Annotated in this window: 12 protein-coding genes; 7 read left to right on the top strand and 5 right to left on the bottom strand. The window is 69.2% G+C overall.

What is annotated here, in order from left to right:
* The first annotated feature begins 127 nt into the window (after positions 1-127).
* Positions 128-1,537 (top strand): TolB family protein, encoded by a 1,410-nt coding sequence (locus tag POL67_RS26475; protein ID WP_271921911.1) that lies wholly within the window; start codon positions 128-130, stop codon positions 1,535-1,537.
* Positions 1,538-1,563: 26 nt separating this feature from the next.
* The gene (locus tag POL67_RS26470) at positions 1,564-2,595 is read left to right on the top strand and encodes a synaptic vesicle VAT-1 family membrane protein (protein WP_271921909.1); all 1,032 of its coding nucleotides are present in this window, start codon (positions 1,564-1,566) and stop codon (positions 2,593-2,595) included.
* Here POL67_RS26470 and POL67_RS26465 read toward each other — a convergent pair.
* Together POL67_RS26465 and POL67_RS26460 are read right to left on the bottom strand one after the other, a co-directional pair.
* Positions 2,585-3,460, bottom strand: coding sequence for an ankyrin repeat domain-containing protein (locus POL67_RS26465; protein ID WP_271921906.1), 876 nt, complete (start codon positions 3,458-3,460; stop codon positions 2,585-2,587). The two genes, POL67_RS26470 and POL67_RS26465, sit on opposite strands and share 11 nt — an antisense overlap.
* Before the next feature lie 55 nt (positions 3,461-3,515).
* A complete protein-coding gene (locus POL67_RS26460; RefSeq protein WP_271921904.1) occupies positions 3,516-4,133 on the bottom strand; it encodes a glutathione peroxidase in 618 nt (205 codons plus the stop codon).
* A gap of 85 nt (positions 4,134-4,218) precedes the next feature.
* Here POL67_RS26460 and POL67_RS26455 point away from each other — a divergent pair, with 85 nt between their 5' ends.
* Together POL67_RS26455 and POL67_RS26450 are read left to right on the top strand one after the other, a co-directional pair.
* On the top strand, positions 4,219-5,004 hold the full coding sequence (locus tag POL67_RS26455) for an alpha/beta fold hydrolase (RefSeq protein WP_271921902.1): 786 nt from the start codon (positions 4,219-4,221) through the stop codon (positions 5,002-5,004).
* Between the two features lie 4 nt (positions 5,005-5,008).
* Positions 5,009-6,949 carry an AMP-dependent synthetase/ligase gene (locus tag POL67_RS26450; RefSeq protein WP_271921900.1) on the top strand — a complete coding sequence of 647 codons (1,941 nt, stop codon included), beginning with the start codon at positions 5,009-5,011 and terminating at the stop codon, positions 6,947-6,949.
* 25 nt (positions 6,950-6,974) lie between these two features.
* Here POL67_RS26450 and POL67_RS26445 read toward each other — a convergent pair whose 3' ends face one another.
* On the bottom strand, positions 6,975-7,925 hold the full coding sequence (locus tag POL67_RS26445; RefSeq protein WP_271921898.1) for a hypothetical protein: 951 nt from the start codon (positions 7,923-7,925) through the stop codon (positions 6,975-6,977).
* Positions 7,926-8,231: 306 nt separating this feature from the next.
* Between POL67_RS26445 and fabG the strand changes: the two genes are divergently transcribed.
* Positions 8,232-8,969 carry a 3-oxoacyl-ACP reductase FabG gene (fabG, locus tag POL67_RS26440; protein WP_271921896.1) on the top strand — a complete coding sequence of 246 codons (738 nt, stop codon included), beginning with the start codon at positions 8,232-8,234 and terminating at the stop codon, positions 8,967-8,969.
* Between the two features lie 3 nt (positions 8,970-8,972).
* Here the strand turns inward: fabG and POL67_RS26435 are convergent, their stop codons facing one another.
* Positions 8,973-9,503: a hypothetical protein gene (locus POL67_RS26435; protein WP_271921894.1), complete on the bottom strand. Its 531-nt coding sequence runs from the start codon at positions 9,501-9,503 to the stop codon at positions 8,973-8,975.
* Positions 9,504-9,618: 115 nt separating this feature from the next.
* Complete coding sequence (locus POL67_RS26430) at positions 9,619-10,446, bottom strand: N-acetylmuramoyl-L-alanine amidase (protein WP_271921892.1); 828 nt, start codon at positions 10,444-10,446, stop codon at positions 9,619-9,621.
* A gap of 129 nt (positions 10,447-10,575) precedes the next feature.
* Here POL67_RS26430 and POL67_RS26425 point away from each other — a divergent pair, with 129 nt between their 5' ends.
* Both POL67_RS26425 and POL67_RS26420 read left to right on the top strand, forming a co-directional pair.
* Positions 10,576-11,493 (top strand): alpha/beta fold hydrolase, encoded by a 918-nt coding sequence (locus POL67_RS26425; RefSeq protein ID WP_271921890.1) that lies wholly within the window; start codon positions 10,576-10,578, stop codon positions 11,491-11,493.
* A 77-nt stretch (positions 11,494-11,570) separates the two neighbouring features.
* On the top strand, positions 11,571-13,898 hold the full coding sequence (locus tag POL67_RS26420; protein WP_271921888.1) for a glutamine--tRNA ligase/YqeY domain fusion protein: 2,328 nt from the start codon (positions 11,571-11,573) through the stop codon (positions 13,896-13,898).
* Positions 13,899-14,255 lie beyond the last annotated feature (357 nt).

Below are 14,255 nucleotides of genomic sequence, written 5' to 3'. Positions count from 1 at the left end.
CAGGGAGATGCCGCGCTCGCGCCGCGCGCCGCGCTCCCCGTCCCCAGGCGTTTTTCATGGGCCGCCGCGATGGCACCTTTTTTGCCGGCCGCGGAGGCCGCGCGACGCGCTTTCAGGAGGACTTTGCATGCTTCGACTTCCCTACCTTGCCTTCGTCTCGACGCTCGCCCTCACCGGCTGCACGGGCCTCTCGCTCGGCGAGAACAACCCGGGCCAGGACACCTGGCTCGGCAACGGCGCCATCGCCGTCGACGACCGCACCGAGACGTCCTTCGTCCTCGCCAGCGATACCGCAAACGCGGCCCAACCCGAAAAGATCCCTGCGAGCACGCTCTTCGCGATCGACCCCGACACGGGCCTCGTGCGCGAGGCTGCCGATCTCACGGGCCGCGCCGATCCGCGCCTGCTCTTCCCGGCTTCGGGCCTGCTCGTGATGAGCGAGGCGAACGACAAGGATCGACTCGATCTCTTCGACCACGAGACGCTCGCGCTGAAGAAGAGCGTGGACCTCGACGTCCGGTACAACGGCACCCGCATGAGCCCGAGCCGCAAGTTCATCGGCGTCGCGGACAACACCTCGGAGAAGACCCCGATCCACATCATCGAGGCCGACACCCTCGACCGGCACGTGATCCCGCACGACGGCGAGGGGCTCGAAGCGATGTTCCTGAACAAGAGCGACACGCTCGTGGCGATCGTCTTCTACGATCAAAACACACCCGCCCCGCGCGCGCGCCTCCTCGCGTGGTCGATGCAAGAGGTCGCGAGCCGCGAATTCGAGGTCGAGATCGGCGGCTCGTTCTGGGCGGCGCCCCTGTTCGACATCGAGGTGCCGAACATCACCGCGGACGTCGGGGCCTCGTTCACGTGGGTCGGCATGAGCCCGGACGACAAGTACATCGTGTTCCCCGTCCGCAAGGCCGAGGTCCAGCCGAACGACGCGATCGTCTACACGCACGAGTTGCTCGTGCTCGAACCGGCGACGAAGGAGCTGCGCGAGGTCCCCGGCGCGCGCGGCCCCGTCGGCTTCACGCCCGACGGCTCGACGATCGTGTCCTACGGCGATCAGGACATGAACGGCAACCAGGAGCTCTGGCTCGTCGACGCCGCGACGCTCGACGTCGACCCGGAGCCCGTGACGATCGAGGGCGGCATCTCGTACTTCGTGAGCCGCGACGGCAATTTCGTCGTCGTCGCCTCCTCGGACGGCGATCAGCGGCTCGTGCTCTACGACGTGGACCAGGACAAATCCACGCAGATGGAGGGCCCCAGCGTGGGCCTCACGGAGTTCGTGAGCCGTGTGGGCCACAAGGAGATGTGGGCCGTCGACGATCAGTCGCTCTTCCGGCTGGATCTCGCAGCCGGCGAGATCGCGCAGGTCGCGACGACGTTCACGCCCGAGCACGTGAACATCCTGCCCACGCGCGACCGGCTCGTGCTCGACGACGCGGACTCGAACGACATCGTCTTCTTCGACCTGAAGGAGAAGAGCGTCAAAACGATCGTCGCGCTCCCGGTCGGCCAGCCCTCGCGCTGAGCCTGCCCGCAGGCTAGCGTGGGCCCATGCGAAAGGTCGTGATCCATGGGCCCGGCAGCTACGATCGCCTGAAGCTCGAAGAGCATCCGGATCCCAGCCCCGGCCCCGGCGAGATCCTCGTCGACGTCGAGGCCGCGGGCGTGAACTACGCCGATTGCATCGTGCGCATGGGCCTCTACGAGTCGGCGAAGAAGTACGTCGGCTGGCCCATCACGCCCGGCTTCGAGGTCGCCGGCAAAGTCGCAGCTCTCGGCGCCGGTGTGGCCGGGCCTGCCCCGGGCACGCCCATCTTCGCGGTCACCCGATTCGGCGGCTACGCGAGCCGCGTCGCGATCCCCGCGCACCAGGTGTTTCCCCTGCCAAAAACCTTCTCCGTCGCCGAGGCTGCGGGCTTCCCCTCGGTGTTCCTGACCGCGTATTACGCGCTCTTCGAGCTCGCGAACGTGCGCCGCGGCATGAACCTGCTCGTCCACTCGGCAGCGGGCGGCGTGGGCAGCGCGCTCGTCGAGCTCGGCAAGATCGCGGACTGCCGCGTCGTCGGCGTCGTCGGCGCGAGCCACAAGGTCGCCGTCGCGCGCAAGCTCGGGGCCGACGCGGTCATCGACAAGAGCGTCGAGCCGCTCTGGTCCGTGGCCGAGCGCCTCGCGCCCGAGGGCTACGACGCCGTGTTCGACGCGAACGGCGTGGAGACGCTCGGCGAGAGCTACCGCCACCTCGCCTCGGCCGGAAAGCTCGTCGTCTACGGCTTCCACACGATGATGCCGCGCAAGGGAGGCCGACCGAACTGGCTCAAGCTCGCCCGCGACTGGCTGCGCACGCCCCGCTACAACCCCCTCGACCTGACGAACGACAACAAGAGCGTGCTCGCGTTCAACCTCTCCTACCTCTTCCACAAGAAGGACTTGCTCGACGCGTACATGACGAAGCTCGTCGGCTGGATCGACGAGGGCCGCATCCAGGCGCCGCCCGTGACGTCGTTCCCCGTGGAGCGTGTGGCCGACGCGCACCGCGCGATCGAAGGCGGCGGCACCGTCGGCAAGCTCGTGCTCACCTTCTGAGCGCTTCTTCGAGCAGCCGGACGCTCTCGGCCTTGCCCGCCTCGCGCGCCCAGTCGAGCGCCGTCTTCCCCGTCCCGTCATCGGCGCGTGGATCGGCGCCGAGCGCGAGCAGCGCGCGCACCGTCTTCGTGTCGCCGTTGTAGGCCGCGAGGTGCAGCGGCATCCAGCCGTACCTCGTCGTCGCGTCGATCGGCACGCCGGCCGCGACGAGTAACTCCACGGCCTCGGCCTTGCCCGCGTTCGCCGCCGAGAGCAGCGCTTCACACCCGTGTTTTCTCGGATCCACGCCGTGCGCGAGCAGCCACGTGATCACGTCCACGCGCCCCGCGGTCGCGGCCCCTTCGAGCGCCTCCGTCTTGTCCGGATCGAGCCCGCGCTCCACGAAAAACGCCGCGAGCTCGAGCCTCCCGCGCCGCGTCGCCTCCTCGAAGGCCCGCGGCTCGATCGGCGCGCCCGCCTCGACGAGCTGCCGCGCGATCCCCGCGTGCCCGCCCATGACCGCCGCCGTCACCGCGTTCTGGTTCGCCATCGCGTCCCGCGCGTCGAGGCTCGCGCCGCCGTCGATCAGCGCCTCCACGACGCTGATCTCTCCCCGCGCGGCTGCCTCCACGAGCGGCGTGCGCCCCGTGAGCTCGTCTGCGGCATCGGGATCCGCGCCGCGCTCGATCAAAAGCTCGGCGACGCAGTCGTGCCCGTTCATGATCGCGAGCATCAACGCCGAGGCCGTCCCTTCGAGCACCTCGCGATCGACGCTCGTCGTGTACCTCCGCGTCGCGTCCACGTTTGCCCCGCGTGCGAGCGCGTCCTTCACGCGCGCCTCGTCGCCGCGGCTGGCCGCATCGAGCAGCTCCTCGTCGAGCGTCATGTTCGGGATCTTGTTCGATCGAAGCGAGGGTGGGAAGCCGTTCCCCCGAGCAGGCTCAGCTTCCGAGCGCTTTTTCGATCGCCTGGACGAGCTTCTCGTCCTCGGGCTCGACGGCCGACGGGAACCTCTCTTTCACCGCGCCATCCTTGCCGACGAGGAATTTTTCGAAGTTCCACTTCACCTCGCCCGCCGGCGCAGCCTGCGTGAGGAACGTATACAGCGGATGCTTGCCGCTCCCCTTCACGGTGATCTTCGAGAACATGGGGAACTTCACGCCGAACTTGCTCGTGCAGAACGTGGCGATCTCGGCGTCGGTCCCGGGCTCCTGCGCGCCGTAGTCGTTCGAGGGGAAGCCGAGCACGGAAAAGCCCTTCGCCTCGAAGCGCTCGTGCAGCTTCTCGAGGCCCGCGTATTGCGGTGTGTAGCCGCACTCCGAGGCCGTGTTGACGACGAGCACGACGTTGCCCCGGAAGTCGCCGAGCGAGCGCTCCTCCCCGACGATCGTCTTCACCTTGAAATCGTGCAGGCTCCTCTTCGTTCCGTCCTGAACTGCGGCTCCCCCGGCCGAATCCGTCCCGGCTTTCGGAGACGCCGGAGGCTGCTCGCAACCGACGAGCGCCGCGCCCCCCACGAGCGCAGCAAAGACGACCGATCCAACCTGAAGGCTCTTCATGGCGCCTGCTTAGGGGGCTCGTGGTGGCTACACAAGGGGCATGCTGGCCATAGACGAAGGGCCTCGGGTCGAAGATGATGCCGGTATGCCTTCCCTCCAATCCGGATCACTCACGATCCATTGGTCGACGCGCGGGGACGAACACGGCGAGCCCTTCGTGTTCGTGCACGGCAACTGGACCACGAGCCTCTTCTGGCGCCCTGTCCTCGACCGTTTGCCCGCGCGCTACCGCTCTGTCGCACCCGACCTCCGCGGCCGCGGGCAGACCCGCGCCGCACCTCACGATTACAGCGTCCCACGCCTCGCCCAGGACCTCGCCAGCTTGATGGACGCCCTGGGGTGGTCCGCGGCGCACCTCGTGGGCCACTCGCTCGGCACGGCCGTGATCCTCGAGCTCGCGCTCACCGATCGCGCCCGCGCCCGCTCCCTCACGCTCGTCGCGCCTGCCTGGCCCGATGGCATGCCGCGCGCCTACCACGTCCCTGACCGCCAGCGCCTCGCCCAGGAGAACCTCGCCATCTTCGCCGCCGCGTTCCGCGGCATCGCGCCCACGGCGCCGAACGACGCGTTTTTCCAGGAGCTCGTCGCCGAGAGCCACCACCAAGCCCCCGAGGCCACGATGGCCACGCTCGACGCGCTCCGCGATTGGGCGCCCGGCGATCGGCTCCGCGCGCTCGCGGGCGTGCCGGCCCTCGTCGTCAGCGGCGAGCGCGACATGCTCTCCACGCGCGAGGTGGGAACACGGACCGCGGATCTCCTCGGCGCGCGCCACGAGATCGTCCCTGGCGTGGGCCATTCGCCGAACCTCGAAGCGCCCGAGACCCTCGTCGCGCTCCTCGATTCCTTCGTGAAGGCACCTGCCGGAGGCTGAGCTCATGCTCGATCCTGTCGTCCCGCCGCCCGATCCCGCCGTCCCGCTCGCGAACGAGGCGCGGTCCTTGGCCGACCTCTTCTTGCGCCGCGCCGCCGCCACGCCGACGGCCGTCGCCTGGAAGGCGAAAAAAAACGGGGAATGGAGGTCCACGACCTGGGCCGAGTTCAAGGCGCGCGCCATGGCCCTCGCGACCTTCCTCGCGAAGCGTGGCCTCGCGCCCGGCGACAAGATCGGCATCGTCGGCAGCACCCGCCCCGAGTGGTGCATCTGCGACGTCGGCGGGCAGCTCGCCGCGGTGGTCACGGTCGGCGCGTACCCCACGCTCGCCCCGGGGCAACTCGCGTACGTCCTCGATCACGCGGACGTGGTGGTCGTGTTCGTCGAGGGCAAGGACGAGGTCGAGAAGATCCTCGCCGTCAAGCACGAGGTCCCCAAGCTGGAGCTCGTCGTCGTGTGGGACACGCAGGGCCTCGAAGAGACCTTGCGCCAGCATGCGTGGCTCGTCAGCTGGGACGAGGCCCTCGAAGCGCCGGGCGACGCCTCCCTCGTCGCGGCCCGCATCGAGGCCATCGACCCCGACGACACGGCGCTCTTTATTTACACGAGCGGCACGACCGGCCCGCCCAAGGGGGCGATGATCTCGCACCGCAACATCCTCGTGACGCTCGCGGGCGTCCATTTCAACGCGTTCTCGCGCTCGGACATCTCGCTCTCGTTCTTGCCGATGGCGCACGCGGCCGAGCGTATCCTCGCGTTTTGGGGCCGCATCGATTTTGGCATCGCCACCGCGTACGCGACGAGCGTGCCCGCGGTGCTGGAGGAGCTCAAGGAGGTGCGCCCGACGCTCTTCGGCAGCGTCCCGCGTATCTTCGAGAAGGCCTATGCTCGCATCCAGACCGAGGTCGACAAGGCCCCGACAGCGCGAAAGCGGGTCTTTCGGTGGGCCGAATCGGCGGGCCTCGCGGTCGTGGAGGCCTGGCAACGCGGCGAGACGCCCTCGCTCCCGGCGCGGCTCGCGCATCGCGTGGCCGACAAACTCGTCTTTTCGCGGGTCCGGGAGGTGTTCGGCGGCCGCGTAAAACGTTTCATCACGGGGGCGGCGCCGATCCCGCGCCCGATCCTCGCGTTTTTCTGGGCGGCGAACCTCCCCATTTACGAGATGTACGGCATGACCGAGGCCACGGTCGTGACACACGGCAATCGCCCGGGCCAGGTCCGCCTCGGCTCCGTCGGCCGCGCGCTCCCGTTCGTCGAGGATAAAATTGCCGACGACGGCGAGATCCTCGTGCGTGGCCCGAACGTGTTCAAGGGGTATTACAAAAACCCCGAGGCGACGCGGGAGATGATCGACGAGGAGGGGTGGCTGCACACGGGCGACATCGGCCGGAAGGACGCGGATGGCTTCGTGTTCATCGTCGATCGCAAGAAGCACCTCATCATCACGTCGGGCGGGAAAAACATCAGCCCGGCGAACGTGGAGAACGAGATCAAGGCGAGCGACACGTTCATCAGCCAGGTGCACGCGCATGGCGACCGGCGGCCCTATTGCACGGCGATCGTGACGATCCACCCGCTCGAAGCCGTGGAATGGGCGAAGGCGCGTGGCCACCTCGGGGACGCGCAAGCCGACGAGTTACGCCGCGCCCTCATGGCGAGCCCGCTCTCCCGTCCGCCGGGGCTCGCGCCGGTGATGGAGAAGGCCACGACCGATCCGGAGGTGCAAAAGCGGGTCGCGTCAGCGGTCCGCCGCGCGAATACGAAGCTCGCGCGCGTGGAGGGCATCAAGCGGATTCACCTGCTCGAACGGGATTTTTCCCTCGAGGAGGACGAGGTGACGCCGACGCTCAAGGTGAAGCGCAAGACCATCGAGAAAAAATTCGCCCAGGTCTTCGACCGGCTTTACGAGGATCCGGGGTTCGGGATTTCGATCGAAGAGGAATGAGCGAGGAAAGCTCGCCGCGCTCGGGTTATCCGTCGACCGGTGCGGCGAGCCAAACTTCGAGGTCCGGCGTGGACAGGTCGAGGACCGCATCCACGAGCCGGAGTCTGCTCTCCCGCTTGCCGATTCGCAGAGCCAGGCGATCGCATTCCTCTGCGGAGAGCGTCCGCCCGAGGCGCCGTTCGATCAGGCTGGCGGCGACCTCGATGTGTCCGAGCTTTCGTCCTTCCTCTCGACCCTCGCGGTAGATCCAGTTTTTCATGACGAGCACCCTCGGCAAACAGGAGCGTATCACACGGCGCAGCGTCGTGTCACGTCTGTTGAGCCGAGCCAGTACGGCCATCGCGACCCCCATCTCCTCGAAACTCTCCTCCGAGCTGTCTTCGCGGAGTCTATCGAGGATCCGCAGCATCTTGGCCGGATCCGCGTCTCGGGCGAGCGGCGTGAAGAGCGTCCACAGCGGGCTTGCGGATTCGGCCGCCCTGCGTTCGAGCTCCGCCACCGTCCGCTGATAGACTGGCTCGATCCGGAAACGCACCCCGGAAAAACCCGTTTCCTCGGACGAGGTGCGGTACTCCCCTTCCTCGGGCCAGGGTTCGTCCCGACCGGACAGGAGCACGACGACGCTCTCGATGCGCGGAAGCCTTCGCGTCGCCTTCGCGCGCGCCTCGTCCCGCAGCGCCATGGCCGTCATCACGTGGTATTCGAAGACCCGCCACGGCAGGTCGCGCGGCATCACGAGCGACCATTCCACGTGAAGCAGCCGCTCCTCGCTCCCCGCCTTGACGAGGAGCGCCCGATCGAGCCGCCGCTGGCGCGAGGTGAGCTGCGTCTCGGACCATGTCGCCGACTCGATGGGCGCGCGTGTCCTCGAAAATGCCCTCGCCAGGGCCAGCGGGAGCTTTTGCGACACGTGGCGCAGGGTCAGGTCGACGTCATCATCGCCGCCCTCCTCGTCATCCTCGTCGCGCGCCGCCATACCCGGGCCCTGTGCGAGCGCCGTGCCCGACGAATATCGCGGGGAAAGACCGCACAACGCGAGCAAACAAGCATGGCGCCGCCATGGCGCCCGGCCGGCGGCGCCACCTCCTCCGGCATGCTGCGCCGCAACATGAAATTCCTTGACGTCCATCCCCGCGCCGCCCTACGCTGACCGGCGACTGGCTGCTCGATCCCCTATCGATCAGCTCAGCCCCCATTTTACGCCCTGCTGCGGGCGCGCCCCCGGCAGGGGCTCGATCTGCGCGTACCGTTGTGCGCCGCAGCATGACGGAGGACGGAAGCCATGCGAGGATTGTCCGGCAAAAGGGTGCTCATCACGGGGGCGGCGAGCGGCATCGGTCGCGCCACGGCGACGCGGTTTTACGAGGAGGGCGCAGAGCTTCTCCTGAACGACGTCGTGCCCGCCGATCGCGCCGATCTCGCCTCCGCATTCCCCGAGCGCATGACCTACGTCCCGGCCGACGTCTCGCGCCCCGAGGGCCTCGCCGCCCTGGAGCAGGCCGTGCGCGACAAGAAGGGCATCGACGTCCTCGTCAACAACGCCGGCATCACCCGCGACAAGAGCCTCGCCAAGCTCTCGGCCGAGGACTGGGATCAGGTCATCGCCGTCAACCTCACCGCCGTCTTCAAGCTCTGCCAGATGGCCGCCGCCTTCATGAAAGAGCAGAAGAGCGGCGTCATCCTGAACGCCGCCTCCGTCGTCGCCCATTACGGCAATTTCGGCCAGGCGAACTATGTCGCCACGAAGGCCGGCGTGATCGGTCTGACCAAGACCCTCGCCCGCGAGCTCGGCCGAGCCGGCATCCGCGTCAATGCCGTCGCCCCGGGCTTCATCCTCACCGACATGGTCCGCAAGGTCCCCAAGGAGAACCTCGACGCCATCGCGGGCCAGACGCCCTTGAAGCGCCTCGGCGAGCCCGCCGAGATCGCCTCGGTCTACGCGTTCCTCGCGAGCGACGACGCCTCGTACATCACCGGCGCGGTCCTCGACGTGAACGGCGGCCTCGTCCTCGGGACGTGACCGCTACCGCGCGAAGAGCACGAGCACGTCGTTCAGCATCCCCACGAGCGACGGCGGCATCCCGCCCCCGCCGAGCGCATCCGCGAACGCGCAGAGGAGCTGACCCAGGCGCCCGCCCCCGGCGTTTGCCGTCAGGACGAGCACGACCCGGCTGAGATCGATCTGCAAGCCGAGGGCCGAGAGCGAGAGCGGCCCGAGCTCGAGCTCCAGGATCGTGCACGTCGCGTGCGTGATCGACGCTCCCATCGCGACCCCGATGTTCACCGTCCCCATCACGTTCCCCGCGAGGTCGGTGAGCCGCGCCGTCACCTTCCCGTTCGCGACGAGCTGCCCGCTCTGCGAGGCAAAACTCTCGACCGTCACGGTGCCAGCGAGCTGCCCTGTCACATGGCCGAACGCGTCCACGACCGAGCCCGTGACCGGCGCGCTCATCCCGTACACCCCCGCGGCCTTCGCGCCCTGCGCGTCTGCCCCCGCGAGCACGAGCGCGCCTGCGAGCCCTGCCACCACCCCGAGGGACGTCCGCCGATCCATGATCCATCCTTTCCGCGTGGCGTGCCGGTGCACACACCGGGGGCGCCGGCCGAGGCCCCGGCAACCGGCGTACCGAGCACGCGGCGTCATCCGCTCCGCGCCGTAGCGGGCGTTCCTAGGAGCCGAGGACGTCCACGAGCGCCGCCCCCACGGCCGAGGCGAACGACACGAGCGTCGCCGGCTCGTCCCAGCGCCGCGCATCACGCGGATCGAGCGCGTGGTGCGTCTCCACCAGCACCGAGGGCATCTTCGGCCGCCGCAGCACGAAGATCCGCCGCTCGGGCGTGTGCCTGTCGACGAAGACCCCAGGCTGCTCCGGATCGACCGAATACAGGTCGCCGTACTCCACGCCCGCGTACGCCGAAAACCCCGCCTCCCGCATCCGCCGCGCCACGGCCCGCGCGAGCGCGTGGCGCGCGTCGGCGAGCTTCGGCTCCCCCTCGTCCGACCAGAGCACCGAATACCCCGGCGCTGCCAGGTTCACCACGCATTCGCGGCCGGGCTCGGGGTTCCAGCGCTCGCCTGTTTGACCTCGAACGTCCGAGTGCAGGCTCAAGAACACCTCGGCTCCCCACGCCTCGGCATCCTCCACGCGGGCCCGGTACTCCACGGGCCCCGGCCCCTCCCGGGAGAGGCGCACCTCGAACGCCCCCATCGCCCGCAGCGCCGCGGCGAGCGCGCGGCCCGCGGCCATCGTGAAGTCCTGCTCTTCCCGGCAGAAACACGACGAGTTCCCCGGGTTTCCCGCCGCGCCGTGCCCCGGATCCACGAAGACCCGCCGCACCCCGAAGCCAGCTGGAAACCACGGCGTCAGCGCGGCGAGCGGCCCGAACGGATCGGGCAGCCGCGTGACGCGCCCGCCGCGGCGCAGGGCGACGGCCGTCGTGGCGGCCGCGGCGCCCGCGCCGGCGAGGCCGAAAAGCAGGGATCGACGCGAGATCACGCCCCTCGTTCGTAGCCGAGCCAGCCCCTCCGCGCCAACGTGACCGCCCCTCCCGGCGCGCGCTTTCCCTTGCTTTCCGCGGATCCCTCGGGCTATCGCTTCGAGGGAGCCCTACGAACGAGCCTCGTCATGCCCTTCGCGCCTCCGCCCCCCCTGCCCGGCTTCCTCGCCGCCGACATGCCCCTGCGCCGCCGCGCCTACCGGCTCGAACACACGGACGACGCCGGCAAGCTCGTGCATTTCGTCGACCACGGGCCGGAGCGGGCGCGCCCGGCGCTCTTCGTCCACGGCAACCCCACCTGGTCGTTCCTCTGGCGCAAGGTCATCGCCGGCCTGCCCGAGCTGCGCTGTATTGCGCCCGACTTGCTCGGGTTCGGACTCTCCGACAGACTCGCCCGCCTCGAAGACCACTCCGTCGAGCGCCACGCCGCCGTCGTGGCCGAGCTCGTCACGGCGCTCGACCTGCGGGACCTCGTCCTCGTCGGGCAGGACTGGGGCGGGCCGATCGGCGTCCTCGCGGCCTCGCTCGTGCCCGACCGGATCGCCGCCGTCGTCCTCGCGAACACCTCCATCCTCGCCCCGGCGCGCCCGCGGGGCACCTTGTTCCACCGCTTCGCCCGCGTGCCCGTCGTGAGCGACGTCGTCTTCCGGGGCCTTGGCTTCCCGCAGAACCTGCTCGCCATCGCCCAGGGCGATCGCCACTCGATCCGCGGCACCACCGCCCGCGCCTACACCTACCCGCTGCGCAGCCTCGCCGACCGGATCGGCCCCCTCGCCCTCGCGCGGATGGTCCCGGACAGCCCCGAGCACCCGAGCCTCCCGGCGCTCCAGCGCGTCGAGGCCTGGATCCGCGGCTTCTCCGGGCCCGTCGCGCTCGTATGGGGCGAGCGGGATCCGATCCTCGGCAAGGCTCTCGCGCGGCACCAGCGCGTCTTGCCGCGCGCAAGCGTCACGACCACCCAGGCGGGCCACTTCCTCCAGGAAGAGGTGCCCGACGAGATCGCCGCGGCCGTGGAGGACGTCATCGAGCGGCTCAAGCGGCGCTAGCAGGAAAGCGCCTCGTGGAGTAGGTTCCCGCGTCCGCGGAGCGGCCACGAGCGTCGCTTTGCCCTGGAGAGCCCACCGTGACGACGACAAGGCGCCCGGAAGAGCGCGAAGAGAGCGCGGCCCAGAACTTCATCCGGGCCATCATCAGCGAGGATCTCGAGAAGGGGCGCCACACGAAGGTGGTGACCCGCTTCCCGCCCGAGCCGAACGGCTACCTCCACATCGGCCATGCGAAGGCCATCTGCACGAACTTCGGCCTCGCCCGCGAGTTCGGCGGCGTCTGCCACCTCCGCATGGACGACACGAACCCCACGACGGAGGACGTCGAGTACGTCGAGAACATCCAGCGCGACGTGCGCTGGCTCGGCTTCGACTGGGGCGACAAGCTCTTTTACGCCTCCGACTACTTCGAGCGCCTCTACGCGTTCGCGGTCGAGCTCATCAAGAAGGGCAAGGCGTACGTCGACAGCCTGAACGAGGCCGAGATCCGCGCGTATCGCGGCACGGTGAACGAGCCCGGGAAGCCGAGCCCCTACCGCGACCGCTCGATCGAGGAGAACCTCGACCTCTTCGAGCGCATGCGCAAGGGCGAGTTCCCCGAAGGCGCGCACGTGGTGCGGATGAAGGGCGACCTCGCCTCGCCCAACATGAAGATGCGCGACTGGCCGATGTACCGCATCAAGCGGGCGCACCACTACCGCACGGGCGACACCTGGTGCATCTACCCGCTCTACGACTTCGCGCACAGCCTCTCGGACGCGATCGAGGGCATCACGCACTCGATCTGCACGCTCGAGTTCGACAACAACCGCGCGCTCTACGACTGGTTCGTGGAGAACGTCGACGTGCCCGCGCGGCCGCGGCAATACGAGTTTGCCCGGCTCAACCTCACCTACACCGTGATGAGCAAGCGCAAGCTGCTCGAGCTCGTGAAGGGCGGCCTCGTGCGCGGCTGGGACGATCCGCGCATGCCGACGCTCGCGGGCATGCGCCGCCGCGGCATCACGCCCGACTCCTTGCGCGCCTTCTGCGAGGAGATCGGCGTCGCCAAGACGAACAGCACCGTCGAGGTCGAGAAGTTCGAGTCCTGCATCCGCGCCGACCTCGATCGTCGCGCCGGCCGCGTGATGGCCGTGCTCCGGCCGATCAAGCTGGTCCTCGAGAACTACCCGGAGGGCAAGGTCGAGGAGTTCGAGGCGCCGCTCTTCCCGGACGATCCTGGCAAAGGCGGCAGCCGGAAGATCCCGTTCTCGCGGGAGGTCTTCATCGAGCGCGACGACTTCGCCCTCGATCCGCCGGACAAGTGGTTCCGCCTGGCGCCGGGCCGCGAGGTGCGCCTGCGGTATGCGTACATCGTGACGTGCAAGGACGTCGTGCGGGATCCCGCGACGGGCGAGGTGACGGAGATCCGCTGCACGTACGACCCGGAGACGCGCGAAGGCGCGGCGCAGGCCGGCAAGAAGGTGAAGGGCACGCTGCACTGGGTGAGCGCAGCGCACGCGCTTCGGGCCGAGGTGCGCCTCTACGACCGGCTCTTCCGCGACGAACGGCCGGACCTCGTGGAGGAAGGCCAGGACTGGAAGGCAGGGCTGAACCCCGATTCGCTCGTGGTGCTCCCGGGCGCCGTCGTCGAGCCGAGCCTCGCCGCGGCCGAGGGCGGGCAGCATTTCCAGTTCGAGCGCCAAGGCTTCTTCTTCGTCGACCCGATCGACGCGAAGCCCGGCGCGCCCGTCTTCAATCGCACGGTCTCGCTCAAGGACTCCTGGGCGAAGATCGCCGAGCCGAAGCAGGAGGCGGGGCGAGCAAAGAAGGCCGACGAGGCGAAGCCTGCTGTAAAGACGAGCCCGGAGGAGCGACTCGGAAAACTCACGCCGGAGGCGCGGGGGATCGCCGAGTCGCTCGAGTCCCGAGGCCTCGGCCGCGAGGACGCGATCGTGCTCGCCGAGGACGCAGATCTCCGCGCCTTCTACGAGCAAGCGGTCGCGGCGCACCCAGGCCCGAAGACGGTGGCGAGCCTCGTCGTGAACGAGCTCGCCCGCAAGCTCGACGGCAAAAAGCCGAGCACGCTCCCGTTCGGCGGCGCAGCACTCGGCGAGCTCGCCTCGCTCATCGACGACCGCACCATCACGCCCACGATCGCGAAGGAGGTCCTCGCCGAGATGCTCACGAGCGGCGAGAGCCCGCGCGCGATCGTCGAGAAGAAGGGCATGCGCCAGGTCTCGGACGCCTCCGCACTCGAGCCAATCGTGGACAAGGTCCTCGCCGAGAGCCCGAACGAGGTGAAGCGCTACAGGGAGGGCAACACCAAGCTCCTTGGCTTCTTCGTCGGCAAGGTGATGAAAGCCTCCGGCGGCAAGGCCAACGCCGAGCGCGTGAACGAGCTGCTCCTCGCGAAGCTCGGCTGAGCGTAGCGCCGCGCCGGGGTTTCACCCCGGACCCCGTCTGGTCAACGATGGGGCTACGCTCGGCAAGCCGAGCTACGCCCCAAACCCCGGGGTTGTCCACCCCTGGACCCGGACCAGGCACGGCCTGGACCGGGGGCGTAGAAACCGCGCGATGCGCGGTTTCTACGACGGGCCCGTGGCAAGACCCGCGACGATCCTGCCAGGCAAACCAGCCGCGTGGACGTGTCCGCTGGCGACCCCATCTCGGTCGACAGCGCGCTTGCGCGCTGTCGCCTTCGGTCCAGGCCGTGCCTGGTCCGGGGTGAAGGGGGCGGACAGCCCCCTTCTCGGGTCCGGGGTGAAACCCCGGGCTGGCGT

Source organism: Polyangium mundeleinium (assembly GCF_028369105.1).
Classification (GTDB): domain Bacteria; phylum Myxococcota_A; class Polyangia; order Polyangiales; family Polyangiaceae; genus Polyangium; species Polyangium mundeleinium.
The sequence above is the reverse complement of the archived record's forward strand: the minus strand, read 5'-3'. Positions and strand labels throughout refer to the sequence as shown.

Excerpts from the sequence above, each read along its gene's own strand:
- POL67_RS26470 (WP_271921909.1), top strand. The coding sequence starts at position 1,564 with ATGCGAAAGGTCGTGATCCATGGGCCCGGCAGCTACGATCGCCTGAAG.
- POL67_RS26465 (WP_271921906.1), bottom strand. The coding sequence starts at position 3,460 with ATGACGCTCGACGAGGAGCTGCTCGATGCGGCCAGCCGCGGCGACGAG.
- fabG (WP_271921896.1), top strand. The coding sequence starts at position 8,232 with ATGCGAGGATTGTCCGGCAAAAGGGTGCTCATCACGGGGGCGGCGAGC.
- POL67_RS26445 (WP_271921898.1), bottom strand. The coding sequence starts at position 7,925 with ATGGCGGCGCGCGACGAGGATGACGAGGAGGGCGGCGATGATGACGTC.
- POL67_RS26460 (WP_271921904.1), bottom strand. The coding sequence starts at position 4,133 with ATGAAGAGCCTTCAGGTTGGATCGGTCGTCTTTGCTGCGCTCGTGGGG.
- POL67_RS26475 (WP_271921911.1), top strand. The coding sequence starts at position 128 with ATGCTTCGACTTCCCTACCTTGCCTTCGTCTCGACGCTCGCCCTCACC.
- POL67_RS26455 (WP_271921902.1), top strand. The coding sequence starts at position 4,219 with ATGCCTTCCCTCCAATCCGGATCACTCACGATCCATTGGTCGACGCGC.
- POL67_RS26450 (WP_271921900.1), top strand. The coding sequence starts at position 5,009 with ATGCTCGATCCTGTCGTCCCGCCGCCCGATCCCGCCGTCCCGCTCGCG.
- POL67_RS26435 (WP_271921894.1), bottom strand. The coding sequence starts at position 9,503 with ATGGATCGGCGGACGTCCCTCGGGGTGGTGGCAGGGCTCGCAGGCGCG.
- POL67_RS26425 (WP_271921890.1), top strand. The coding sequence starts at position 10,576 with ATGCCCTTCGCGCCTCCGCCCCCCCTGCCCGGCTTCCTCGCCGCCGAC.